Consider the following 25,630-nt stretch of genomic DNA (forward strand, 5'->3'; position numbering starts at 1 on the left):
ATAACACACCAACATCGAGGAACGGATGAATGGAAAGGGTAACCTGCCCGGAGCCAGCAAGCCTTTCCTCTGTTTCTATAGGAAGGGGGATATCATGTCCTGGAGCAAATTGAAGCAACAGCTGGAGAGCTTTCTCAGCCCTGCGCTACATGGAAGGATCGAATACCGCGCACCCGCTTACCGCTATTCACCGGATAAATCGGGGACCTGTTACATCTCGGTAGATAAGAAGAACATCCTCAACATGAACGATAAGTCCACCTTCATCCGCTGGTATCAGACGGAGCTGGAGATCAAGAACGATCCGGACATCCAGATTCCTGTAAGCAGTGACGACATTGAATCGATCAGACAAGCTAATAAGGGAACCGTGCCGGAGGATCGCCTGATCATCATGGCCCGGAACAGACTAAGCACAGAGCTTGCCAAAGAGCTGTTGTCCGCACAGGCGGCCTTAACTAAATCGAATTTCAACGTTGTCGCGAATAAGTTCCTGACTACGCCTATTGAGGAGAGCCTGGAGAGCAGCGATATCCTGCTGAACATTCTGGCCCTGGTGGACAAGCGAGTGGGAAAAAAGCGGATTCTAGGCATGAGGGAGAAGATGAGGATGAAGCATCCGGCGGTGCAGTATTTCTATGAGCTGCGGCGGGGTGGATGCTGAATTCCGGCGTGTCCCACTAACAGAATATTACCGGCTATAAAAGCTTCACTGACAGCGGATGTCAGTGGAGCTGTTTTATTATACAGGTATTACATTGCAGGAGGAGCTATACATGAACCATACCGTATATCTATATGTGTTCGACACCATGGCAGACTGGGAGATAGGATACCTGACGGCTGAACTGAACTCGGGAAGATACTATAAAGAGGGGCAAGCCGCTTCTACAATAGTTACCGTAGGGATAGACAAGTCCGCTATCACTACAATGGGCGGATTAACAATTCTGCCTGACATCAGCCTGCAGGAGTGCAGCATGACAGGTGCGGATATGCTGATTTTACCGGGCGGGGAGACATGGACAGAAGCCATGCACGAGCCCGTCCTGCAAACCGCCAAGCGTTATTTAGAGGAAAATCTCTGGGTTGCCGCAATCTGCGGGGCTACCGCAGGACTTGCGCAGGCAGGCTTGCTGAATTCACGGGCGCACACGAGCAATGATCTGGAGTATCTGAAGATGACCTGCCCCGCGTACACCGGCGAACCGCTCTATCAACCTCAGCCTGCTGTAACGGATGGAAGGCTGATTACCGCATCTGGACTGGCTCCGCTGGAGTTTACCGTTCACGTCCTGAAAGCCCTGGATGTCTTTCCTTCTAATAGATTAGGTGCCTGGTATAACCTTAACAAGACTCACGAGCCTAAGTATTTCTATGAGTTGATGGGGATGTGAGTATAATTGCTATAAGTCTTAGGCTAAGGGGAGGGCAAATGAATAGAATAAGCGCGCATCAATGTAATCTGAATATATGGCATGATCTGCCTGATGAAATGTGGCGTAAGGTTGCCGATATCTATAAGGCTATGCCTGGCTGGATCGGGTATCACAATGGGATTCCCTATTGGTTCGGCCAGGAAAAGGATGATGTGTATATTGAGGCCTCCGTTGAGCTAAGCGGGTTATCCTTCTATGCACAGATGACTAAGAGCGATTGGGATTCCTGGATCGAGAGGTTTAAATCAGAAGCAACACAAGTACTGGGTTTTGATGTTGGTGAGCCTGAAGATGGGTTTGTGTGAAAATTACTCGTCTGCGGCAAACGCCAGTCCATATAAGCAAGGTTCTTGGGTGGAGAGCAGTAGATGGCGGCCCGGAGATCGAAAATATGGACATCCGTTCACTCCCAATGCCTGCACAGAACGTAACCTATGAGATGATTCCGGGTGAATACGCTGATGATGGGGGCGGCGGCGGTTTCCCGGCCTTCCCGGGCTGATCATTCTTCTGATGAATAGCTACAAGCTCCAGGAAAGCTCTACTGACGGCGATGTCAGTGGAGCTTTTTACTTTGGAGGCAACCGGCTAAAGTTTATGGAGAATGGAATTTTTTTACAAACAAAAATAAGATATATCTGTGGATCGCCTTATGGGCGAAACCGGTAAACCCAATAAAGGAGGCTTAAGAGTTTGAAAAAAGTTCCCGCGAAAGCCTTGTCCCTTGTGGTAGTGGTAGCCGTATTTCTATCCCTTTACTTCACAGCTTTATCGCCTGCAAACGCGGCCGCCAGAGGGGCATGGGCGCCAAATACTGCATATGCAGTAAATGATACAGTGACCTATAGCGGAAGTACGTATACCTGTCTTCAGGCACATACCTCCCTCGCAGGCTGGGAGCCATCCAATGTTCCTGCCTTATGGAAGAGCGGAACACCAACGACACCCACACCAACGCCACCCCCGGCAACCAACGGAGTCACCTTCTATGCAGATATCAATTATGGCGGCAAGGCAGTAACTCTTGGAACAGGTAACTATGTACTGTCTCAGTTGAACGCAGCAGGAATTCCGAATGACTGGATGTCATCGCTTAAGGTTCCTGGCGGCTGGACGGTTGAAGTATATGAGAATGATAACTTTGGCGGAACCAAATGGACCTATACTGCAAATTCCTCCTGGGTTGGCGATACGGTCAATGACAAGATGAGCTCGGTTAAGATCTATACCGGTTCACCGCCTGCTTCTGTAACCAAGCCTTCCGAGGTTCCAAGTCACATCTGGACCTATGTCATGAATGTAGACAATGCATTCGGTAAAGGGGGCGATTTTGCTCTACTCTTAAGTGCGGTTATCAAAAAGGAAAGCAGCTTTGGAGCAGGTCTGCCGGGCAGTCCATCAGCCGGTGACGGATTAATGCAGGTAGAACCGAACACACGCAATGCCTATCTATCGCAATTCAGTGCCAAATTCGGCCGCAGCTATAATCACAGCAGTGAACAGGATCAGGTATGCATGGGCGCATTGATTTTGGATGAAAAGATCGTTCGGTTCGGAAATATATACAACGGATTATTGCACTATAACGGAGGGGACTACTGGTATCCGGGTGCTACCGATTCCTATGGCCGTCCTATTCTGGCCGATCAATATGCCAATGCCGTTTACGCTACCTACCAGGGGTATGGCGGCAAGAATTAATAGAAAGGCCTCAAGACGCTGGGGGATTTCCCTTGGCGTCTTTATTTTTGCGTCACGCAGGGAGTGAAGGGTTGGAATTTCATGGATTTACGGCGGGGATTGGGCTATCATTTGAGCTAGAACCTTAACAATATGACGACCTGGGCGATGACCCTGAATCCGTTGAACAGGTGGGCTGCTGTGTGGAACTATATCTGAAGGCGTACTTGCAAAGGAAATTGTCTATTCAAAGTACGGTGGTAATTTCGGGATAAGAGACCATGCATTTAAGGATCAGAGGATTATTCGCAGTCTTTGCTGTAAAAGACTTCATAAGTATGATGAGGAGGACGACGGTTGGGAGTCTTATCGGTTTGTTCTAAAGTGTAGAGGTTCTGACTTGAAATATAGAAAAATCCTATTTTCACTTTACGGTATCTACTTTGTAAACACATCCAGAAATACAGTTTTTCATTTTTACGATAGTCGGGGATTACATGTTGTTTCTAATTCCAAGGAAGTGCTAAAAGAACTGTAGCTAAAAGAACTGTAGCTAAAAGAACTGTATTTGAAACGAAATGAGTGGATACTAAATTATGACCGAGCCATGTAGACCTATCTACATGGCTCTTACTATGTATGGTTATTCCCACTAAGGTATACCGTTGAAAAGGAACGTCGTATCGGTTACTAGGAAATCTTAGGGAAATGCAGGAAAATAAATAAGCGGGATAGAAGTTTTGTGACGGCATGTTTTTATGGCAACGGTCTACGTTATACAGAACTAACTATGGATGTGGCGGTGGAGACTCCCTTAGGCTCTCCGCCTAACAAATAAAAAGGCGGTTGGGACAAGTGGAAAAATCATGGATGGAGCTTTCAAAAGCATTCGACGAACAATATGATCATCAGGCACTGGACGGAACGATACAGCTACATAAGGAATTTCTCGCCCGTTTTCCGAAGGAGTCCTTTGCGGACCTTTCCGTGGAGGAATATGCGCTGGGGAAAACTGCAACCGGTTCGCTCAGCTGGTGGTTGGAATACAACACGATCCCCCTTGGCAGCATCAAGGGTGGGGTTGCGGCCAAACACATCATTTTTTACAGCAAAAAGTATTCCTCCTGGAAGTATCCGGCCGGTTTCAGTAGTCTCCAGGAGGCATGGCTAAAGCTGCGCTCGGATATTGTGGAGCTGATGGATTGGAGTAATGACGAAGGCTTTGAGCTGAGTACCGATAACCTCCTCCACCGCGCCAATATGGTACGGGGCAAATTGCTTTTTCTGTACCATCCGGATGATTATCTGCCCATTTACCAGTTGGATAGCCTCCATACCGCCCTTGCCGAATTTGGTTATACTTCCGCCGAGTGGGTGGGGAAAGATAATGTCGCCTGCAGCAGAATGCTAAACCAGGCCGTGAGGGCACAGGAGCCTTTTCGAAACTGGCATCCCGTCAAGATTAAAGATTTTCTTTATGACACCGTACTGCGGGCGGAGAAATTTTATAAGATCTCCCCTGGAAAAGACGCGGCATTATGGACGGATTGCAGGGATGGCGGATATATCTCCATCGGCTGGGATGATATAGGCGATCTTAACGAGTATGCAGATTTTGAAGAATTCAAGAGTGCCTTTCAAACTCACTATTATCAAGATTCACCAAGTAAAGTTACTGAAAAGGCGAACGAAGTTTGGCTTTTTTATAACATGAAGGCAGGCGACAGGATCATTGCGAATAAAGGCATATCATCCATACTCGCGATGGGTACTGTTATTGAGCCTGGATATAGGTTTCGGCCGGAATTGAATGATCAGAAGCATACGTTAACTGTGAAATGGGACAAGGTCTATGACCAGCCGCTTGAGATACCCGCTCAAAAATACTGGGCTATGAAAACCGTATATGAACTGTCGAAAAAGCAGGTTCTGGAGTGGACAAACGTAACGGATCAGAACAAACCGGTACAAAGGGCAGCGGCTGAATACACTGAAGAGGACGAGCGTTTCTTTGCGAAGCTGGAACAGGCGCTTGAGCGGAAAGGCCAATGCATTCTGTATGGACCTCCAGGAACGGGGAAGACGTTCATGGCTAGAAAATACATCGAATGGAAGCATGAGAAGGCCAAGATTATGAACCCGAATCCCGGAAGGCCGGCTAAGGTATGGTTGATGATTGCCTCGGCAAATTTTGATTTTCAATGGGAAAGTATCCTTAACAATGGGGGAACAGTTCCATGGACGCTGAGAAGTGTCAAACGGAATTTTCTCGGCGCCCAGCAGGGCGACAAGATTTTGTGCTACAAAGGTTCAGGCAAGGATAATGGTCTGGTGGGCTTTGCCCAGGTGACGGCACCTTTTGACGGAGAGCATTTGCATGTAAAAGGAAGCATACGGTTTGAGCAGGCGATTCCCTACAATGATTTTAAACATACACCAGAGTATCTGAGCACCCAGGCCGGAAAAATGAACAACCGGGGCTCCATGTTCGAGGTAACGGAAGAGTTCACGGAATGGGTCCGTGATTATTTGCTGGAGAACGGCGACCAAAAGGCGGCAGAGTGGCTGGACATGCCGGAACAGCAGAACGTGGAGCTCTGTACCTTTCACCCGTCGTTCAATTACGAGGACTTTATCGAAGGGTATAAGCCGGCACCCGGTGAAAACGGTTCAGTTGCCTTCAGGTTAGAAAAGGGACTGCTCATGAGAATGTGCGAAAAAGCCCGCGAAAATCCGAAAATACCGTATTTCCTGATCATCGACGAGCTGAACCGCGGCAACGTTGCGAAAATTTTCGGTGAAACGATCACCCTGCTCGAAAAAGACAAGCGGGGCGTGGAGGTAAGGTTGCCGCAAAGCAAGGAAACGTTCTCGATTCCGGGGAATTTGCACCTGATCGCTACGATGAATACCTCGGACCGCAGCATCAAAATGATGGATGCCGCTTTGAAGCGGAGATTCGCCTTTATCGAGTGTATGCCTCGTTACGATTTGCTGAAGCAGGAAGTCGATAATATTGGAATTAGTAGCGGTGATATCCTTAAATCTCTCAATAACTCGCTCGTGAACACTCAAGGACGTGATAAGCAAATTGGCCACGCCTACTTTATGAAGAACGGGGAGCCGCTCACTGCATTGGCGGATCTGAAGGAAGTCTACGAGCTCGAGATTATTCCGCTTATTCAGGAATACTGTTTTGATGATTATGGTCTCTTGGCAGAAATCGTAGGTGAAAGCTTTATAGACGCAGATCATATGGAGATTCGGACTTCCCTGTTCGAGCAGCATGAGGATGTGTTCGGGGCAGAGTTAATCAAGAGGTTTAAAGCGCAATGATGAAGCGGTCTATGGACTTAACGGAATACGGCGAAGGTATTCTGGAAAGCTATTCGCTCACGGAGCAGGAGCGGCAGTACCTCCAGTCCCTCTCCGATCTCAACAGTGCGGAGCATGGGAAGAAGCGGTTCTATTTCGACGAACTCAGGCAGGGGCTGCGGATTCGGACGCTGAGCTGGGCCGGTGTCATTGAACTGGAGCGGGCGAGAATTGCTATAAGGCCCAAGTTTGACAGAGGGTTTGAGGCTCTTCTTGATATGATCGGCTTCGTAGAAGGTCTCCCTGCCTATCGCTGGCATAGGGCTTCCGCTGGATGGGGCAAGAACGATCTGGTTGAGCTGCTGCTCAGTCTGTTCCTGGAGCAGGTGGATCAACTATGGAAAAGAGGGATTCTGAAAGATTATGTAACCGAAGAGGACAGTCTCCCCGTGCTGCGCGGACGTCCAGATCTTATCCGGAATCTGCGCGAAAATCAGGGTTTCCCTAACCGGATTGCCTGCCGGTATGACGAACTGGTCACGAACCAGCCCGAGAACCAGGTGATTCTGCTGGCTCTCGAAACGGGGTCGCGCTTTAAGGCGCGTCCCGATACCGTCCGGAAAATTAACAGGTACCGGTCAGAGTTCGGACTGATGTGCGAGCCTTATCCTTCGGGGAAGTGGCCGGAGTTCCACTATCACCGGTTAAATGCCCATTATGAACCAGTCCACAGAATCGCTAAATATATCGTAGACCAGTTGAACGTGAATAATATCTACCGCTCGTCTGACACCTCCTTTTGTTCTATGATGATCGATATGAACAAGCTGTTTGAGGATTTCGTCGGTACACTTCTTAACCGCTACCTGCCTGAGCACTATAGAGTACAAGCTTCCCACAGGGTAACCGATGCGGTTCAAGTGGACGGCACCAGCTACCGTCATGTCATCCCGGACCTGGTTGTTTACGATACAGCGGAACAGGAGCGCCGGGTATTGGACGTTAAGTATAAAGACTATGGCGGTAAGCCAGTGGATACGGCGGATCTCTTTCAATTGTCTTTCTATGCGCAGTATTTCAATAAGACAACGGACCCTCATCTATCTGTCATTGTGTATCCGCAGTTTGCGGGAAGGCCAGACAACGGCGGCATCTGTATTGAGCTTCTGAAGGGTACACAATATGAGGGCAGAGTTGTGGCGAGAAGCCTGCCGATCGAGCAGATTCTGGCCTGGCAGACGGAGAAGCGCATCAGCGAACTGAGAGCGGCCGCTCTTCAATTAGTAAAAGGCGTCTAAGCATGGCGGATGATTTAGTTTAGGTGGTACTGAAGCATAGGGGGAGGCTGATGACTTTCACCGAGAACGAACAGCCCATGGTCGCACATATCTGGGGGATAGGCCGAAATACTTCCGTCAGTTGAGCATAGGCCTCGCGAAGGAAGGCTTCAAGGGCATAGATATCAACAGGCGGCGCAGTATTTTTATTAGATGAGGCGGATGGGTCTAGGAGTGTATCAACCGGATAAAAGCGGGAAACATAGAGCCTATAAGCAGGAAAGATACATCAGGAGCCGCTAATGAATTATATCAGAAATCCTAATATTTAACATAAACCTGGGATTTCAAACAATGATCTAGTCACATATGTTTTTGTTTCAAAAAATTGCAATGTAGCATAAAATAAAGTTCAAAGGAGGTGCGAGTGTGGTCAAGGTAGAAGTAAGTCCCGACATATTGAATTGGGCAGCTCAACGAGCGGGAAAAGAGAACATAATTCAAGATGAGTTTCCGAAGTGGGGGCAATGGATTAATAAAGAAAGCCAACCGACATTCAATCAATTAGAGAAAATTTCGAAATTCACTTCCACTCCTTTAGGACTATTCTTCTTGCCAGCACCTCCCAAGGAAAAGCTACCAGTTCCACATTATCGGACAACTAATGATCGTGGTAATGAAGCGCCGAGTTCAAACCTGCTCGAAACAGTACAGACAATGCAACGAAGACAGGAATGGATGCGAGACTATTTAAGTGAAATCGGTTATGACCGGTTAAGTTTTGTTGGAAGAGGAGACAGGCGTCATGACCCTAAGAAGATTGCAAAGGATATACGGATACAGTTAGGGCTTGAACGAGGGTGGTCGGCAAGCTGTCCTAATTGGCAGGCTGCATTAACGATGCTAATCAATCGTATTGAGGATATCGGAATACTCGTAGTGGTAAATGGTATCGTAGGTAATAATACAAAACGTAAACTGGATGTCGATGAGTTTAGAGGATTTGTTCTCGTAGATGATTTAGCCCCCTTGATTTTTGTTAATAACTCAGACGGCAAAGCCGCTCAAATGTTTACATTGGCGCATGAATTAGCACATGTTTGGTATGGTGAGAGTGCCGCATTTGATTTGTATCAGCTCCAACCAGCCGATGCTGAAATTGAAAGACTGTGCAATCTTGTTGCAGCTGAATTTCTTGTTCCGGAAGATGAATTAAGAAAAGTTTGGCCTGCATTACAAGATGACGCTGATCGATATCAGACACTAGCAAGACATTTCAAAGTAAGTGAAGTTGTCATAGCTCGTAGATCGTTAGATCTTACACTAATTACACGTCCTGAATTCTTTGATTTTTACAATAACAGATATCTAAAGGGAGTATTGGAGAATCCTACATCACCGGGAGGTGGAGACTTCTACCTAAATCAGCCTTATAGAATTAGCAGGCGGTTTGCAAAGGCCGTAATAACTGCGACCAAGGAAGGAAGGCTCCTTTATCAAGAAGCGTATAGACTTACGGGTATAAAAGGAAAGACTTTTGAGAACTTTGCTGCACGTCTAGGTTACGGGGGAGAGATATGAGCGGTTCTATATACCTTATCGATACTAATATTCTGGTTGAAGCCTACAAGAGATATTATTCATTTGATATCGCTCCATCATTCTGGAGTGCGTTAGTCCAAAGGGCTAGGGCTGGTCAGATTGTGAGCATTGACCGGGTGAAAAGTGAAATTGATGGTTATGGAGAAGATGATGCACTGAAAGTATGGGTCAACCAGGAATTTGGTGAATGGTTTCTTCCAACGCAGGATTTAAAGGTTATAGATGCTTATAGAGAAGTTATAAACTGGGCTACAACAAGCGAACAATTTACAGAGGCGGCAAAGATGGAATTTGCTTCTGTTGCCGACAGCTGGCTTATCGCCTGTGCTAAAGCTAATGAATTTACTGTTGTTACTCACGAAGCTTCAAAGGCTGGAGCCAAAAAAAGAATAATGATCCCAAATGCTTGCGATGCGCACCGTATACCCGTTATTAATACGTTTGATATGATGCGGAGTTTAAACGTTCGACTAGGGTAATGCTTTGAAGTATAAGGACTTGTAAGTTTTAAATGATAGGGACATGATTATATTCATGCCCCTTTTTACTTGTTAAAAAGCACTTTTAATAATTGATGATATATTTGGTCTCAGATATGTATTCTTACAGAGTGTATAATATAAAAAGAAATTATGGAGTTATGCCAAGAACAATTCGAATTATAGAAATGGAGAAAGCGGATGCTAACAGGAGAAGTACGCAATAAGATTGATAGAATCTGGTTTGATATCTGGGCAGGCGGGATCACTAATCCCTTAACCGTTATAGAACAGCTAACTTATCTGATGTTTATCCGTTCTCTGGATGAGAAGGAACTGGAGAATGAAAGCTTTGAGGCGCTGAGCGGTGTTGAGATGCCTAAGATTTTTCCTCAGGACGAAGACGGGCAGGACATGCGCTGGAGCAAGTTCAAAACCAAAGATGCCCGTATCATCTATGATATTGTCGGGACGAAGGTGTTTCCGTTTATCAAGACGATGAATCGCGATAACATGACAGCCTTCACACGCTACATGCAGGATGCCATGTTCCTGGTTCCGACGCCGCAGGTGCTGCAGAAGATGATTACAGGCCTTGATGAGCTGTATGAGCATGATATTAAAGACCTCGATATGCAGGGCGATCTATACGAGTATATGCTGGGCAAGCTCGCTTCGGCTGGGCAAAACGGCCAATTCAGAACACCAAAGCATATCCGTGACCTGATGGTCCGTCTGCTCGCACCTACACCAAATGACAAAATCGTTGACCCGGCATGCGGTACAGCGGGGTTTCTGGTCTCTTCTGCCGAGTATATTCGTGAAAAATATGAGTCTGAGATGACCGGCGAACAATGGGAGCATTTTGCAGGGGAGATGTTCTCCGGGTACGATACCGACAGAACAATGCTGCGCTTGTCCGCAATGAACCTGATGCTTCATTCCATCAGCCAGCCGCATATTGATTATGTGGATAGTGTATCCAGACAAAATAATATAGCCTCAGCCTATGACATTGTGCTAGCCAATCCTCCGTTTACCGGAACCGTGGATGCCGAGAGTATTAATGACAATTTAAGAACAATCACTGATACCAAAAAGACCGAGCTGCTGTTCGTGGCCCTCTTCCTGCGTATTCTCCGTAAAGGCGGACGCTGCGCTTGTATCGTGCCGGACGGCGTCCTGTTTGGCTCGACCAAAGCGCATAAGTCCCTCCGTAAGGAACTGGTAGAGAATCATCAGCTTCAGGCGGTCATTTCTCTGCCGAGCGGTGTGTTCAAACCTTACGCGGGAGTTAGCACAGCGATTCTTATCTTTACCAAGACAGGTGCGGGCGGTACAGATAAAGTATGGTTCTATGATATGAAAGCCGATGGCTATTCGCTGGACGACAAACGTTCTCCGATCGCAGCTAATGATATCCCGGATATCATCGCCCGTTACCATGCCCTTGAAGTTGAAGCAGACCGCTTGCCGACAGAGCAGAGCTTCCTGGTGGACAAGTCAGCGATTGAAGCGAATGATTACGACCTGTCGATCAACCGTTATAAAGAGGTTGTGTATGAGAAGGTAGAGTACGACAAGCCTGAAGTGATTATGAACCGACTGGATCAGTTGAACCTTGATATTGCCTCTAAGACGGAGGAATTGAGGGGGCTGCTGGGTGAGTAAGTGGGAAGTAGTTAAATTGGGGGACATGTTTAAAATATCTTCAGGTGGAACTCCCTCAAAAAGTAAATCTGAATATTATGAAAATGGAACTATTCAATGGGTGCGAACAGGTGACTTAAAAGAAAAATATATCACTCAAGTAGATAGTTTAATCACAGAAGATGCAATTAGAAATAGTTCGGCAAAGCTATTTCCAATAAATACAGTCCTAGTTGCCATGTATGGAGCTACAATTGGTGCATGTTCGATTCTGTCCATTGAGGCAGCTACTAATCAAGCGTGCGCAGCCTTTTTGCCGAATGAAGAAGTAGATAGTTCCTATTTATATTATTTTCTTTGTAGTAAGAAGAACGACTTTATAAAGTTAGGAGTAGGTGGGGCGCAACCAAATATTTCAGCTACAATTCTTAAAAATATATATTTTCCACTACCCCCTCTTGAAACCCAAAAGCAAATAGCAAAAACATTAGACTCTGCTGCAGAATTACTTGATATGCGTAAACAGCTACTTACTGAGTTGGGCACTCTGATCAAAGCAACTTTTTTTGATATATTTGGTGCCCCTGATACTAATGAAATGGGCTGGACAATTAGCACATTTAAAGATGTTGCTGTAATAGATACACAAATGACAAAGGATTTCGTAAAATATGCTAATTATCCGCATATAGGCATAGATAGTATTGAAAAGGAAACGGGAGCAATAGTTAATTATAAACTTGTTAAAGATAGCGATATAATTAGTGGAAAGTATTTATTTAGTGATAAACATATTATTTATAGCAAAATACGTCCAAATCTCAATAAGGTAGCCTTACCTTATTTCGAAGGACTTTGTTCTGCTGATGCGTACCCTATTTTACCCAAAGAGGGTCTATTAAATAAAGCATATTTGGCATATATTCTACGTTCAAAATTCTTTCTAAGCTATATTATGGATTTTAGTAACCGTACTAACATTCCAAAAGTAAATAAGAATCAACTAGAAGGATTTCAGTTCCCTGTACCGCCCCTACAACTCCAAACCCAATTCGCCAACATCGTAACCAAAATCGAAGAACAAAAAGCAATTGTCAAGCAAGCCATTGACGAAACGCAACATCTCTTCGACAGCCTGATGAGCGAGTATTTTGAATAACGGGCTTGAACTCTATTCTTCCAAAGTCAGCAAGTTGCTACCATCATTCTACCCATGAGGTGAACCGAATGCCGGCAAACTTTGATTTTTTACAGGGACAGACGGAATATAGGCTGTTTGCTACAGCGGCCATTGAAGCGGAGCGGGTGCTTGCCACCTCTCCGGCGATGGCGGCGGTGGGCAGCCGGAAGGCTTTTGAGCTTGCAGTGAAGTGGGTGTATGCTGCCGATAACACCATTACTATGCCCTATAAGGATAATCTGCAAGCATTGATTCATGAGCCAACCTTCAAATTCGCGATGGAGAACCAAACCTGGGGTAAGCTGGGTTATATTATCAAGCTGGGGAACCTCGCGGTACATACAGACAGAAATGTCAGCCGGAGTGATGCGGTGTTGTCGCTTGCTGCATTATTTGAATTTGTGCAATGGCTTGATTATTGCTACGGGGCCAATTACGAAGAGCGGCAGTTCAATGAGAGCAGCATCCCGGCCGAAAAGGTCGTTCTGGACGAAGCGAAGATTAAAGAGAAGGACAGCCTAATCGAACAAAAGGAATCGGAAATCGAAGCTTTGCGTGCCCAGATTGCCGCGATGAGTGACAGGCTTACTGCTGACAAAGAGCAGCATCAGGAAGCACGTCGTTTTACACCTGGTGATCTTTCCGAGTTCCGTACCCGTAAGAAATACATTGATGTTGATCTGAAGCTGCTTGGCTGGACCCTCGGTGACGATGTAAGGGAAGAAGTAGAACTGTACGGCATGCCCAATGGCGAGGAAAAGGGTTATGCGGACTACGTGCTGTACGGCAAAGACGGTCTGCCGCTAGCAGTCATTGAAGCCAAACGCACTTCAAAGGACCCGAAGATCGGTACTCAACAGGTTAGGCTGTATGCCGATTGTCTGGAGCAGATGACCGGAAGACGGCCGATGATGTTTACAACGAACGGTTTTGAAACGAATCTGTGGGATGATGTTACCTCGCCGCAGCGTAAAGTGAGCGGGATCTTCTCCAAGGCGGATCTGCAGAAGCTGATGAACCGCAGACATGAACGCAAGGCGCTGAACGAGGTCGTTATTGACGACAAGATTACCGACCGCTACTACCAGAAGGAAGCGATCCGCGCCGTATGCGAGAATATCATGGACGGACACAGGCGATCCCTGCTGGTAATGGCCACCGGAACCGGCAAGACCCGAACCGCCTCCAGCTTAACGGATGTGCTGTCCCGCGGCGGTTATGTGACCAATATTCTGTTTCTCGCTGACCGCAAGGCGCTGGTTAAACAGGCCAAAGACGACTTCAAGAATTATTTGCCGGATATGTCCCTCTGTAATCTGCTGAGCAATAAGAATGACAAAACAGCCCGCATTGTGTTTTCCACCTACCCGACTATGCTGAATGCAATCGACCAGGCTAAGAGTGACGACGGTAAACGGCTGTTTACCCCCGCCCATTTCGATTTGATTATTGTGGATGAGGCCCACCGGAGTATATTCAAGAAATTCCGGGCGATTTTTGAATATTTTGACGCCATTATTGTGGGCCTGACCGCCACTCCTAAGACGGAAGTGGACCGCAATACGTATGATTTCTTTGAGATGCAGAGCGGTGTGCCGACCTATGCCTATACTTATGAAACGGCTGTGGAAATTGACCGTGTACTGGTCCCTTACTATAACATTGAGGTTACGACGAGGTTTTTGGAGCAGGGAATTACCTATGATACTCTATCGCCGGAAGATAAAGCGCGGTATGAGGAGGACTTCACGGATGAGGACGGCGAAATGCCAGAGTTTATTCCGTCCCCGGCGATTAACGAATTCATTTTTAATCAGGCCACTGTGGACCGAGTGCTGGAGGATCTGATGACCCGGGGGATCAAGGTAGCAGGCGGAGACCGGCTGGGGAAAACCATTATTTTCGCCCAGAAGAAAAATCATGCTCAATATATCGTGGAACGATTTAATAAGCTCTATCCGCAGTATAAGGGTACCTTTGCCAGACGGATTGTCTCGGAAGATACATACACACAGAGTCTGATCGATGAATTCAAAATGTCGGATAAAGAGCCGCATATTACCGTTTCGGTAGACATGCTGGATACGGGGATTGATGTGCCGGACATTGTTAATCTGGTGTTTTTCAAACGGATTCGTTCCAAAACAAAGTTCTGGCAGATGATCGGACGCGGGACAAGACTGCGTAAGGATTTGTTTGGAGAGGGCGAGCACAAGCAGCATTTCGTTATTTTTGATTATCTGGGTAACTTTGAATTTTTCCGCCAGCACAAGGAAGGTCTGCAGGGAAATGAAGGACAGAGTCTGTCTGAAGCAATTTTTGCGAAGCGGGTGCGGCTGATTCATCATCTGCAGCAGGCTGCATTTATCGATGACGCCTATCAGGCGGTCCGTACAGAATTGATAGTGATAGTATTGGGGCAGATTCTGGCCCTTAATACCGAACTGGTATCAGTAAAGCTGCAATTACAGCATATAGAAAAGTATAAGCACCATGAAGCTTTTGCCTGCCTGCTGGACCAAGATAAATCGAATCTTATTCTGTACCTTGCACCTATTGTATTTATGTCAGATACAGATGAACATGCCAAACGGTTTGATAATTTTATGTATGGTCTGATGATTGCCCAGCTAGAAGAGTCGCCGCAGTTCAAGAAGGGGAAGAAGCAGCTGAAGGAGGTGGCTTCCATCCTGCTTCAGAAGGCTACCGTCCAGTTTGTAAAAGAAAAGCTTCCCCTTATCCAGACTATAGGTACGGAGGCGTTCTGGGAGAGTGCGGGTCTGCTGGATTTTGAAACGATACGCAAGGAGCTGCGTAGTCTGATTTATCTAACCATAGATGAGGGCGGCGGCAAAAATCCCATTTTTACGAATTTAACGGATGAGATTCTTGAAATCCATGAAGGCAAAGCGATGTATGAAGCATACACCTTCGAAGATTACAAGCTTAAGGTCAATCGGTATATTGAGCAAAACCGTGACTCTATTGTGATCCACAAGCTTCGCAATAATATTCCGCTAACGGCGCTGGATTATGAAGCACTGGAAAAAATCTTCACAGGCGAGCTTGGTACAGCGGAGGATTATCAACGGGAATTCAAGGATACGCCGTTTGGCTTATTGGTGCGTAAAATCGCCAAGCTGGAATATGAAGCCGCCACCGCTGCGTTCTCAGAGTTCATTAATGACCAGTCCCTTAACCAGGGACAAATCGTGTTTGTCAAAAAGGTTATCGATTATATTGTCCAGAACGGCTATATTGATAGTGTATCTGAGCTAACAAAACCGCCTTTTGACAAGCCGCAAAGTTTCGTTAAGCTTTTCGACGGTACGAAACAGAAAAAGCTGGTAGAGACGGTTACAAGAATTAAAGAGAATGCGGTCAAGATTATTGGATAAAGGGAACACAAGTTGGATATATAATATTAAAGACGATCTATTTCAATGATTATTTGAAGTAGACCGTCTTTCTTTACGTTGATAAATGTTTAGGAATCGGTCTATATTCCACTCTCTTCTAAATCCTTCTCCCCCAACAACTTCCCGACAGAAACATCAAGCATTTTCGTAATAGCAACCACCTCATAATCCTAATATGTTGACCTTGCAATCGCGATCAACTGGTCGGGCTGATATCAAAACCGAAGGTTTGCAATTGAAAATGAATTTTCTTTTTTATAGCTGGGTATGAAAATTCTAATGTGTTCATTAATTTATGTTATTTTAATTCGATGTTAGCATTAAAATAACATTTTCTTTGCATACAATTTGGCTATATAGTGAGGTACCTAAATGAAGTATCGAGAAGAGTCTCCGCGTGACAAAAAATTTCATTGTAGGGCGAGTTGTAGCTATCTGAAAAGTCTAGTTAATGCAAATAACTTTGCCGGAAAGGTGAGGATGCAATGAAACATCTGATGACAAATATGAGGAGGAGAAGCACAGAATGAACTCGGAGAGAGGCCGCTGGAGTAGGTAATTCCGTTAAGCAGCAATGGGTGTCTCAGGCTCAGAGTTGTAGAGTGGATGAGCTTATTAATCAGATGTATCAAGAAAAGAATAGATATTTCACATGCGTTTTGTTTAAACTTCTTTCTTGGAGGAGATATGGTGGGCTTTCCAGCATGGTTTGTAGAAACGATTCAAGGTCGCTTGGTTGAGGTAAGCGCACTAATTGAACATCAATCCGAGCCTAGACAAGCTTTTGAAGAAGAACACAAAGCTTTTCAAGCGTTGTTTGCCTCCATGGATATTGCACGTAAGCCAGAGTTTGAGGATTGGGAGGATAAGCTTTCTATAAAGCAATCTCTTCTATATGAACGTCTATACCTACAAGGACTCAAGGATGGAATGCAGCTTGCTGATGCATTTGCTTCTCCTTCTGTCCTTTCGGAATAAGACTGATTCCAAGGTATATGTTAATTGTATGCGGGCAAGGTCAAGGAGTACAAGTATGTATTCGATGCCAAATACCGCTTGAACCCGGCCTATGAGGGGACTTCCTACCAGCGGTCTTATGGACAGCCGGGGCCGGAAGAGGAGGATATTAATACGATGCACCGCTACCGGGACGGCATAGTCTACCAGGAAGCGGGCTCCGGTGAATATGAGCGGAGCATGTCCCTTGCCGTCCGGGTACCGAAGAAGAGCTGTATGTGCGGTTTACGGTGGAGGCCTGGCAGAGGCTAGCCGCCCCTATCGTCCTTGGAGGCCAAGGGATATACAAGGTGCTCTATACGAGCAAGTATATCCTGGACCGGGCACTCGAAATTGCCGAGCTACGGCTGGAAACAGAGGATGCGCTGCGGGAATGGCGCGAGATGCGCCGTAGGGGCCGGGTGCATGTGAAGCTGGATCATGCGGAGTATGTGGATTTGGGCAGGGTGGTTGAGGTGCGGAATGTATAGTCACTCCTCCATCTTATTGATCCCCATAAAATCTGGAGTTGGAAAGATCGCATTTATGACCGTAATTCTGCAAAGTGGCAACTTCCAATGTGGCATCGATATAGAGTTGAATTATACCCGCATGTTGGTCAACTATCAGGAATCTTGGATGAGCATGGATTTGAACAGATGTTTCCTGCTGCGTTTAGAAAGACACGTGATACATTTGAGCCTAAGGGAATTATCAAAATCATTAAATGAAGGGAGCTGAGAAAGTTGATTAAAAACGAGACAGCTTACCAAAAAGCACAGGAAAAGTTAAAGCAAGATAAAGATTTTATCCTCCGGGAAAAAATGAGATTTACAGAAATGGGTCTGACAGATGAGCAAATCGAAATGGCGATAGAACCACTGTTATCTTTTCATGAGCAATTAAAGAAAGAAGTTGAGTATTATGAGAAGATAAAAAGGGGATCCTTTAATCCTATTTATAAATTTACTGACATAGGAAAAAACCTTATTGCTTTTAGAATATACATTAATATGACTCAAGCGGAGTTAGCTAGAAGGCTAGAGGTTTCGGAGGCGCAGGTTTCCCGGGATGAACGAAACGAGTATTATGGTGCCACTGCAGAAAAAATTGAAGCTGTTATGAATGCCATGGGGATGAGGGCAACCATAAAGATTGAAGATGCCGGATTAGGAGCATAACCCAATCACAATCCGCACTCTAAAAAAGCTCAAAGCGCTAGGCTTCCCGTGCCGGCGCTTTGAGCTTATTTTCTTCTAAAGACCTTTTCCCAATCGTTGATTACTTCTGCTCTGGTCGGAAATCGCTCCTGCCGCCAGGGAGTAGTTTCCCATTCATGAATCGCTTGCTGCTTGGTTTTGTAAAAGCGGTAATCGCAAATGCTCCAGGAACAGAACAGCTTACGGTACCATTTGCCGCTTGAGATGCCGCCGGTGAAGCGGCGGACTGCTTTGCTCGCATGGCGTTTGCTCCAGCGGGTACCGGGTGTATGGTGGTCAGTGTATGCGGGTGATCGTTTCACACTTTGGCTCATTTGGCGCTCTAACCTCCTTAGGGGGAAGCTAGAGGCCGTCCAATTTCTTCATAGCTCACCTCATCTGCTGGTGTAGCTTGCTGTTTATTTTGACGCTATGAATTAAAATAGGTTTCGGGCTATGGGTGCTGCTTGGAAATTTATGCTTCCGTCGCAATACTTTCACCATGTTCGTTCGGCGTGATTTCAGCGATGATGGAACCTGTAAGACACATTCGTAAGGATGAGCAAGATGATAATGCCAAGCGGCTTCGCGTGAAGAGACCCGGCTATCCTTTGAGAAGGACTAAGCCCCTACATATAGTCCCGGTGGTGAACTATGAACCATGAATACATTCAGATACACAGCAACCGATGAAACCTTCGATTTACTGGATTTTCACGATGCGGTTATAGATAGCATTCAAGTATCGGACCATGAAATCGTTGTAGAGCTCGAGGCGGTTAACATACTTGCGGGTCATCCGCTTAACCCTTATTCTGTAGCTAAAAGTACAGATTACTGCAGGCTGATATTTGCCCATCCATCCCTCAGTCATGCAACTCTATTTCAGGAAGAGAAGTCTCACCGGCGAATGGAGTGCACTGACTTGCAAGACCTGGAGATTCTCCAATTCGAACGGATACAACAAGAAGACTGCTATCTATACATAATCCTGGGTCTGGATAGCCACTTCTGTAAATGGGTCATCCAAGCCAAAGGCTTCTCTCTCCACTGGAGTGAGTTTAATGGAGACGCCTGGTTTGTTGATTAGCGAGATAGTCAGTACACGGACCACGTTTTCAAGAAAATGTGTGGATTTGGGCAGGGTGGTTGAGGTGCGGAATGTTTAGGATGAATAGAATTGAAGACAGAGCTCTGTTTTACGTTGTAAAACATTGTCATCGTGGTATAATGAACTCAGAAACAGCGTACAATGGCAAAGAGAGCCGTGCTGGTAACACGACTCTCAGCGCAATAGCCGCTTTTAAGGGCGGAGGCTTGAAAGGTTTATCCATCGAAATAGGACCGCTACCTTTGACCAGGGCGGTCTATTTCTTTTTGTGGAAAGATAGAATCAACACAACCAGAGTCGCAAACGAAATCATTAGCGTCAATGCTTGGTATACCTCCACGGGCATCACCTCCCTTCAAGGGAGATTAGCCGACCGCCCATATAAGCCTATCTATTGCTTCTGCGATTATAAGATGGATGGAAAATTTTGAATACTTGGCAATTGCAAGCTTGAATAAATAAGATTTAGCACGTTATACATAAGCAGATAGGAAGTGACCCCATGGACAAACAAGCCAAGAAGATATTAATGAACACCTTCTGGACCTCAGCCGGCTGGAAGAGCAGTCCGGATGCTTTTGCCGGGGAGCCTTTCGAGTATGCCAAAAGCAAGGGCTTGATGTTCGATCCGGTCACCATTACCCATGACGAGATCATCAAGCGGCTGCATGAGCTGCATCAGGTTATTACCAAGGAACGGGTAGCTGCCGCCTTCCTGCATAGTCTGTCCACCAAGAAAGTCCATTTGCGGAGTGCCCTGTCCAGTTGGGCTCTGACTTCCGGGTTGCCTGAGCATACCTATGGGGAGCGGAGTGTGGTTCGGCCGAATTACAGCAGCTGCGGGGATTGTAACGCTCACGGGATAATGTCGGATCGGGATTATATCGAAGAGGATTTGAATGTGCTGAATTTCGAAAGGGTCAAATGGGGCGGCATTCGCCTGAATTGGCTGCTGTACTGCTGGCTGGACCTCGAATTGTTCAGTAAGGAGGAAGCTGCCGAGTGTACCGCCGAGGATACTGCCATACTCACGGGAATGCTCGAAGCGATAAAGGATTGTACGGATTACGAGAGTCCGCGGATGCTGGAGAAGCGGTGGAAGGACGTGCTTCCTTCCAGTAAGAATGAGCGGGATGTGCTCATGGAAATTTGGGGCTATGCCGGATTGCTGGTACCGCAGGACACCCCCCGGAAGGGCAGAGGCGGGAGCTCTGACTTCATCTCCGTGGCGGAGTGGCAGGGCAATGATGGCTACTCTCAGGAGGCGCTGGAGTTTTATTTTGGTGCGTTTCTGTAGGGATTTGAGCTGCAAATCATGGTATTTCAGGAGCGCTAAAGCGGATAGCCGGATCGTTTAGTACCATCCGATGCCCATTATAGCTTTTACCTCTAGCCAGGTATTACTTTTAGGTGTTATGTGGATCGTGATCCTCCATGCTAGAATCAAACCATTCCAGCAAGTAACGAATGAGATTGAGGGGGATTACATATGTGCAACAGATTTCAGATCGTAGGCAGCCTGCTGCGTCCGTCCAATTTACTAGAATATAAACACCAGATTGAACACCGGGATGACATCCAATATCCCTTCTACCAGGACTTCCAGGGGTATGAGCAGTGTGAAGCTGAGGCGATTCAGGCCGTAGTCGATCAGGAAGTGAACAATGGCCTATCCGTTCTTACGGATGGAGAATATTCGAAATCGATGTGGCATCTGGATTTTGTCTGGGGCTTCCAGGGGATTGAGCGGTATATCGCGGAACATGGGTATTTCTTCAGAGATACCGACGGAACCTCCAAATACGAGACCCGAAAAGATATCGGACTGCGCATCACAGGTGAATTGAGCGGGAAGAACCATCATTTTATTGCTGTATATAAGAAGCTTCAAGCCCTGGCCGGCGACCGTGAAACGAAGCTGTGCGTGCCTTCTCCGTCTCATATTTTTGGCGAACTGTCCTGGTCGGATAACATCGGCGGCACAGAGGCTGTCTATAAGGACAGACAGGAGCTTAAGGCGGGTCTGGTTAAGGCATACAAGGAATTTGTTACGGACTTCGCTGCTGCCGGCGGACAAATTCTGCAATTCGACGATTGCTTATGGGAGCTGTTCGCCGATGATAACCCGAACTCCCCCTATACCGGCGAGAATATCAATCAGGAGGAAGTTCAGGCGCTGGCGGCAGAATTTATTGATATTAACAATACCATTATTGATTACGGTCATAGCTTGGGTCTCAAAATGTGGACGCATAACTGCCGCGGCAACTACGATTCCCGCAATATGGGCGGCGGCTCCTATGCCAAGATTGCCAACCTGTTCTTGAAGCAGCTTAAATATGACCGCTTCTTCCTGGAATGGGATGATGAGCGTGCGGGCTCGCTTGAGGCGCTGGCGGTGTTCAAAGACCGGCCGGAAACGGAGATTGTACTTGGCTTGCTGTCTTCCAAAACCAATACGCTTGACGATGAAGCACGTGTCGTCCGGATGCTGGATGAGGCCTCGAAGATTATTGATAAGGACCGGTTATTGCTGTCGCATCAATGCGGTTTTGCGTCCTGTGACGGAGGCAACGAGTTAACGGAAGAGGAGCAGTGGGCGAAGATTAAGCAGGGGCAGGAGATTGCCCAGCAGTACTGGGGTTAATATTTAACTTGGTTAAAGAGGGGGCGATGCCCCTTCTTTTTTATTTTTAACCATCAGCAGTCATAGAATTTTCACTCGTGAATAGGAACGTTTGTGCTACAATGGGCTTTGTGAATAAATGGAAAGCGGTGAGTCTATGACGAAAAGGCAATGGGTCACTAAGTTTATGTTAATGCACAAATGGGTATTTGCATGCGGGTTCCTTATCACTACATTAATGACGATGATTAATCTGATGTATCCGTTCCTGAACGGGAGAATTATCAATGTTGCTTTCTATGATCAAGACATGAGTGCATTTCTGAATCTGTGCTTAATCTATGCGGGTATACTCGTATTCAATCAGTTTGTCGTTGCGACCTTAAACAATCTCATATCGTCACAGCTGATGACGGGGTTCGTCTTCGATATACGGCGGGCGCTATTTAGCAAGATATTACATAAGAAAGGGAAAGACCTCTCAGGAATGTACAGCGGTGATATGATCAGCCGGATGAATCACGATGCCACGGATATTATGAATCTTGTCTTCTGGAGCGGACTTTGGGGATATTCCAACTTTCTACATATCGTATTCGCTGTAGGCTTCATGTTTTACTATAACGTCTTTTTGGGGGCTTTTACGGTCGTTCTGGTTCCTGCCGTGTTCTTTGCCTCGAAATATTTCAAGGCCAGAGCGCAAAAGGTCACCCAAGATATTGCAACGGAACAGGGCAAACTATCCTCGTACTTATTTGAAATTGTGAAGAATTTACAGGAGATCAAGATCCTTAACGCAGGTAAAAAGGTAACAAGCGTCTATTTAAGAAAAACGACATCGATCAATAAACTGAACGTCGAGAACGGAAAAATCGAGGTGACGACTGAGCGGGTGAATGCATTCATCACTCTGCTCGCCCAGCTGTTGATTTTTACGGTCTGCGCTTATTTCATTGTTAAAGGCGACATGCAGCTCGGAGTTTTCGTAGCGGCCGTAAGCTATTTCAGTATGGCTGTGACTTACTTCAGCTCTATTAACAGCAAAATTGTCGATGTCTGGGGGCAGACCGTCTCTTTACAACGCGTCGTGGATATTCTGAATGAAGAGGAAGAGGATTACAAAGACAACCAGCCTCATACGCAAATTAAGGAGGGCAGGGTTGAATTTAACAATGTCACCTTTGGATACTCTGAAGATAGACCTATATTGAACGGATTCAATCTCCGCATAGATGCAGGAAGCACGATTGGCCTTGTCGGAAGGAGCGGTGCGGGGAAAACAACGATGGGAAACCTGCTCTACAATCTGTATAACGTTGACGGCGGCGAGCTTCTGATCGACGGAGTGAATGTCAATGAGTATAACCTGCATAGCTTGCGGAGCCAGGTGGGGATTGTCCATCAGGAGAATATCCTGTACGATAACACACTGCGCTACAACCTTTCCTTTTCAAATAACAAGGATAATGATGACGTATTAATGGAAGCGCTTAAGAAAGCCGCCCTGTATGATGTTGTCCTGACCTTCCCTGACGGACTGGATACGCTGCTTGGGACAGACGGGCAAGAATTATCCGGCGGGCAGAAGCAGCGTCTGGCTATCGCGAGGATATTGGTCAAGAATCCTAAGATTCTAATCTTCGATGAGGCTACATCTTCCCTCGACAGCAAGAACGAAGCGCTGATCCGGCAGATGATGAGTGAGCTTTCGCAAGACCGGACGCTGATTATCATCGCTCACCGTTATTCCACCATTGCAAGCTGTGATAAAATCGCGGTTCTGGCGGATGGTGTTGTCCAAGGCTATGATACTCACGATGTACTGATTACTAGCAATCAGACGTACATGGACTTATTCAGTGAACAGTATGCAGGAGGTGAAGCGGTATGAAACGATGGGACACCTTTAAGACATTAACACGAGATATTGACGGTATCCGCAGGCCGCTTATTGCGCTCGGCTTGTTCAAGCTGTGGAATCTGGTATTCGGGCTGATCCCGTTGTTCCTGTACTCGTTTCTGGTTAACCGCGTTCTGGTTGATAAGAGCTTGAATGAGCTTTGGCCTGTCATCGCCGGTTATCTGGCTGTGTTCCTGCTCACGACCATCGGAATTGCAGTCAGCAAGAGATTTTCCAACCAGTTAATCCTGAAATATGATGTGAGAATGAAGAACAAATTGCTCAAAAAGTATATCAGCCTTGATCGTGATGTATATGGCACATACAGTATTGGCGATGTTAAGAGCCGGATTGAGAACGATGCTGCTGTTGTCGGGAGATTCTTCACGACTCATCTATTGGATTTTGCCTACGCCGTCGTTTATGCTGTTGCATTGGCAGTGATATTGCTGTGCTACGACTGGCGAATTGCGCTGCTCAGTTTTATTTTTGTTCCGGTCTCATTGTTTACGGTTAATTTCCTGGGCGTTAAAGCGAAGAATGTCGGCGAGGAGCTGTGGAAGCTGCAGATCAAATATGAAAGCTTCTTGCACGCAAATTTTCAGAACTGGAAGGATGTTAAGACCAACAACCTTGAAGAAGCGCAGCTCGCTGAATTAAACGGATATTATAAGAAGATAAGGCCACTTTGGTTCCTCAATCAGCTGTACTTACATTTTGGGATTACGTATTCGTTCTTCACGAAGAATTTTATTACCCAGCTGTTTATCTATTTTATTGGCGGATTATTTGTCATTAAGGGTTATTCGGAGGTTGGGGTATTGCTCGTCTTCATCAGCTTTTACGGGCAATTCTTTGGGTTCATAGAGAGCATTAGCAATTCCATGATGAATTATAAGAGTGATTCCGTGAATATCGAAAAAGTAATCGGGATATTAAATCTAGAATCCGGTAAGAGGCCTTATAAAAAAATTGACGGAACAGACCTAAACGTTGAGCAGCTGAAATTCACCTATGAGGGGAACGATTCATTTGCGCTTGACGGTATTTCGTTCTCGGTGAGTAAGGGCGAGCATCTGGCCATCGTGGGAGAGAGCGGCAGCGGCAAGTCTACCCTCGCTAAATTGCTGACAGGGCAGCTTAAACCGCAAGGGGGTACTGTGAGCATTGGCGGCATTGATATCTATTCCGTGAACAGCGAGAGTGTATCAGACAAAGTGAGTATCGTTACGCAGGAACCTGTTCTTTTCAATATGACCATCAGAGAGAACCTATTGCTGGCCAAGCCCGGTGCAACAGAGGCGGAATTGATCGGGTGCTGCCGCAGGGCGCGCATATATGATTACATTGATACCTTACAGGATCAACTGGATACGGTCATTGGTGAGAAGGGGGTCAAGCTCTCAGGAGGCCAGAGGCAGCGCTTATCGATTGCGCGGGCCTTTTTACAGGATAGGGACATCATTATTTTTGACGAAAGCACAAGCGCGCTGGACAACGAAAATGAGAGTGATATCATTACAGAACTCAAGAGCCTGTCCTCGGGGAAAACCATGATTTCCATTGCACACCGTCTATCTACTATTCTGGACTGCGATCAGGTAATGGTTCTAAAAGCTGGCAGAGTGGTGGCCTTCGGTACACATGCAAGCCTGTATAACCGAAATGAAACCTATGATTTGTTGTTCCGGAGTCAGTATATGGCGGGCTGAGTTTATCTGTAGAGGGAGCTTCCATTTCAGCGTAATTATATCATC

23 protein-coding genes and 1 pseudogene are annotated in these 25,630 nt (G+C 46.3%); 22 read left to right on the forward strand and 2 right to left on the reverse strand.

Annotated features, from left to right (window positions below; genetic code table 11):
- Positions 1–94: 94 nt before the first annotated feature.
- The 17 genes and pseudogenes from F1379_RS24105 to F1379_RS24195 all read left to right on the forward strand — a co-directional run bounded on the left by F1379_RS24105 (position 95) and on the right by F1379_RS24195 (position 18,218).
- Positions 95–664, forward strand: a complete 570-nt coding sequence (locus tag F1379_RS24105; protein WP_150274828.1) for an SF0329 family protein — start codon at positions 95–97, stop codon at positions 662–664.
- A gap of 112 nt (positions 665–776) precedes the next feature.
- Entirely contained in the window at positions 777–1,397 is a 621-nt protein-coding gene (locus F1379_RS24110) for a type 1 glutamine amidotransferase family protein (RefSeq protein ID WP_150274830.1), read from the forward strand.
- Between the two features lie 38 nt (positions 1,398–1,435).
- Entirely contained in the window at positions 1,436–1,744 is a 309-nt protein-coding gene (locus F1379_RS24115; RefSeq protein ID WP_150274832.1) for a hypothetical protein, read from the forward strand.
- Positions 1,745–2,132: 388 nt separating this feature from the next.
- Complete coding sequence (locus F1379_RS24120) at positions 2,133–3,140, forward strand: carbohydrate-binding protein (protein ID WP_150274834.1); 1,008 nt, start codon at positions 2,133–2,135, stop codon at positions 3,138–3,140.
- 250 nt (positions 3,141–3,390) lie between these two features.
- The gene (locus tag F1379_RS30750; protein ID WP_476739485.1) at positions 3,391–3,657 is read left to right on the forward strand and encodes a DUF3885 domain-containing protein; all 267 of its coding nucleotides are present in this window, start codon (positions 3,391–3,393) and stop codon (positions 3,655–3,657) included.
- A gap of 317 nt (positions 3,658–3,974) precedes the next feature.
- Positions 3,975–6,455, forward strand: a complete 2,481-nt coding sequence (locus tag F1379_RS24135; RefSeq protein WP_150274836.1) for an AAA family ATPase — start codon at positions 3,975–3,977, stop codon at positions 6,453–6,455.
- Positions 6,452–7,732, forward strand: a complete 1,281-nt coding sequence (locus F1379_RS24140; RefSeq protein ID WP_150274838.1) for an McrC family protein — start codon at positions 6,452–6,454, stop codon at positions 7,730–7,732. Before F1379_RS24135 ends, F1379_RS24140 begins: the two co-directional genes overlap by 4 nt.
- A gap of 38 nt (positions 7,733–7,770) precedes the next feature.
- Positions 7,771–7,901 (forward strand): annotated as a pseudogene (locus F1379_RS24145) (tRNA-dihydrouridine synthase); the annotation flags it as partial.
- Positions 7,902–8,140: 239 nt separating this feature from the next.
- Entirely contained in the window at positions 8,141–9,292 is a 1,152-nt protein-coding gene (locus tag F1379_RS24150) for an ImmA/IrrE family metallo-endopeptidase (protein WP_150274841.1), read from the forward strand.
- Positions 9,289–9,792: a DUF4411 family protein gene (locus tag F1379_RS24155; RefSeq protein WP_150274843.1), complete on the forward strand. Its 504-nt coding sequence runs from the start codon at positions 9,289–9,291 to the stop codon at positions 9,790–9,792. Before F1379_RS24150 ends, F1379_RS24155 begins: the two co-directional genes overlap by 4 nt.
- A gap of 201 nt (positions 9,793–9,993) precedes the next feature.
- A complete protein-coding gene (locus F1379_RS24160) occupies positions 9,994–11,463 on the forward strand; it encodes a type I restriction-modification system subunit M (protein ID WP_150274845.1) in 1,470 nt (489 codons plus the stop codon).
- The gene (locus tag F1379_RS24165; RefSeq protein WP_150274848.1) at positions 11,456–12,601 is read left to right on the forward strand and encodes a restriction endonuclease subunit S; all 1,146 of its coding nucleotides are present in this window, start codon (positions 11,456–11,458) and stop codon (positions 12,599–12,601) included. The genes F1379_RS24160 and F1379_RS24165 overlap by 8 nt, the downstream gene beginning before the upstream one ends.
- Before the next feature lie 68 nt (positions 12,602–12,669).
- Positions 12,670–16,020, forward strand: a complete 3,351-nt coding sequence (locus tag F1379_RS24170) for a DEAD/DEAH box helicase family protein (protein ID WP_150274850.1) — start codon at positions 12,670–12,672, stop codon at positions 16,018–16,020.
- Positions 16,021–16,647: 627 nt separating this feature from the next.
- The gene (locus F1379_RS24175) at positions 16,648–17,019 is read left to right on the forward strand and encodes a hypothetical protein (protein ID WP_150274852.1); all 372 of its coding nucleotides are present in this window, start codon (positions 16,648–16,650) and stop codon (positions 17,017–17,019) included.
- A gap of 24 nt (positions 17,020–17,043) precedes the next feature.
- Positions 17,044–17,310 carry a nuclease domain-containing protein gene (locus F1379_RS30425; protein WP_150274854.1) on the forward strand — a complete coding sequence of 89 codons (267 nt, stop codon included), beginning with the start codon at positions 17,044–17,046 and terminating at the stop codon, positions 17,308–17,310.
- Between the two features lie 38 nt (positions 17,311–17,348).
- The gene (locus tag F1379_RS30430) at positions 17,349–17,528 is read left to right on the forward strand and encodes a hypothetical protein (protein WP_150274856.1); all 180 of its coding nucleotides are present in this window, start codon (positions 17,349–17,351) and stop codon (positions 17,526–17,528) included.
- Between the two features lie 255 nt (positions 17,529–17,783).
- The gene (locus tag F1379_RS24195) at positions 17,784–18,218 is read left to right on the forward strand and encodes a helix-turn-helix domain-containing protein (protein ID WP_150274858.1); all 435 of its coding nucleotides are present in this window, start codon (positions 17,784–17,786) and stop codon (positions 18,216–18,218) included.
- A 65-nt stretch (positions 18,219–18,283) separates the two neighbouring features.
- Here the strand turns inward: F1379_RS24195 and F1379_RS24200 are convergent, their stop codons facing one another.
- Positions 18,284–18,571, reverse strand: a complete 288-nt coding sequence (locus F1379_RS24200) for a hypothetical protein (protein ID WP_150274860.1) — start codon at positions 18,569–18,571, stop codon at positions 18,284–18,286.
- 326 nt (positions 18,572–18,897) lie between these two features.
- On the opposite strand from F1379_RS24200, the gene F1379_RS24205 reads away from it, so the two are divergent.
- Entirely contained in the window at positions 18,898–19,326 is a 429-nt protein-coding gene (locus tag F1379_RS24205; RefSeq protein WP_150274862.1) for a hypothetical protein, read from the forward strand.
- Positions 19,327–19,603: 277 nt separating this feature from the next.
- Here F1379_RS24205 and F1379_RS30755 read toward each other — a convergent pair whose 3' ends face one another.
- Positions 19,604–19,693 (reverse strand): putative holin-like toxin, encoded by a 90-nt coding sequence (locus tag F1379_RS30755; RefSeq protein ID WP_222850467.1) that lies wholly within the window; start codon positions 19,691–19,693, stop codon positions 19,604–19,606.
- A gap of 156 nt (positions 19,694–19,849) precedes the next feature.
- Here F1379_RS30755 and F1379_RS24210 point away from each other — a divergent pair, with 156 nt between their 5' ends.
- The 4 genes from F1379_RS24210 (at position 19,850) to F1379_RS24225 (ending at position 25,585) form a co-directional block, all read left to right on the forward strand.
- Positions 19,850–20,644 (forward strand): hypothetical protein, encoded by a 795-nt coding sequence (locus F1379_RS24210; protein WP_150274864.1) that lies wholly within the window; start codon positions 19,850–19,852, stop codon positions 20,642–20,644.
- 192 nt (positions 20,645–20,836) lie between these two features.
- Entirely contained in the window at positions 20,837–21,994 is a 1,158-nt protein-coding gene (locus F1379_RS24215; protein WP_150274866.1) for a cobalamin-independent methionine synthase II family protein, read from the forward strand.
- 136 nt (positions 21,995–22,130) lie between these two features.
- A complete protein-coding gene (locus F1379_RS24220; protein WP_162551273.1) occupies positions 22,131–23,864 on the forward strand; it encodes an ABC transporter ATP-binding protein in 1,734 nt (577 codons plus the stop codon).
- Positions 23,861–25,585: an ABC transporter ATP-binding protein gene (locus tag F1379_RS24225; protein WP_150274870.1), complete on the forward strand. Its 1,725-nt coding sequence runs from the start codon at positions 23,861–23,863 to the stop codon at positions 25,583–25,585. The genes F1379_RS24220 and F1379_RS24225 overlap by 4 nt, the downstream gene beginning before the upstream one ends.
- The last annotated feature ends 45 nt before the right edge of the window (positions 25,586–25,630 follow it).

It is taken from the genome of Paenibacillus tepidiphilus (genome assembly GCF_008635795.1).
Classification (GTDB): domain Bacteria; phylum Bacillota; class Bacilli; order Paenibacillales; family Paenibacillaceae; genus Paenibacillus_AQ; species Paenibacillus_AQ tepidiphilus.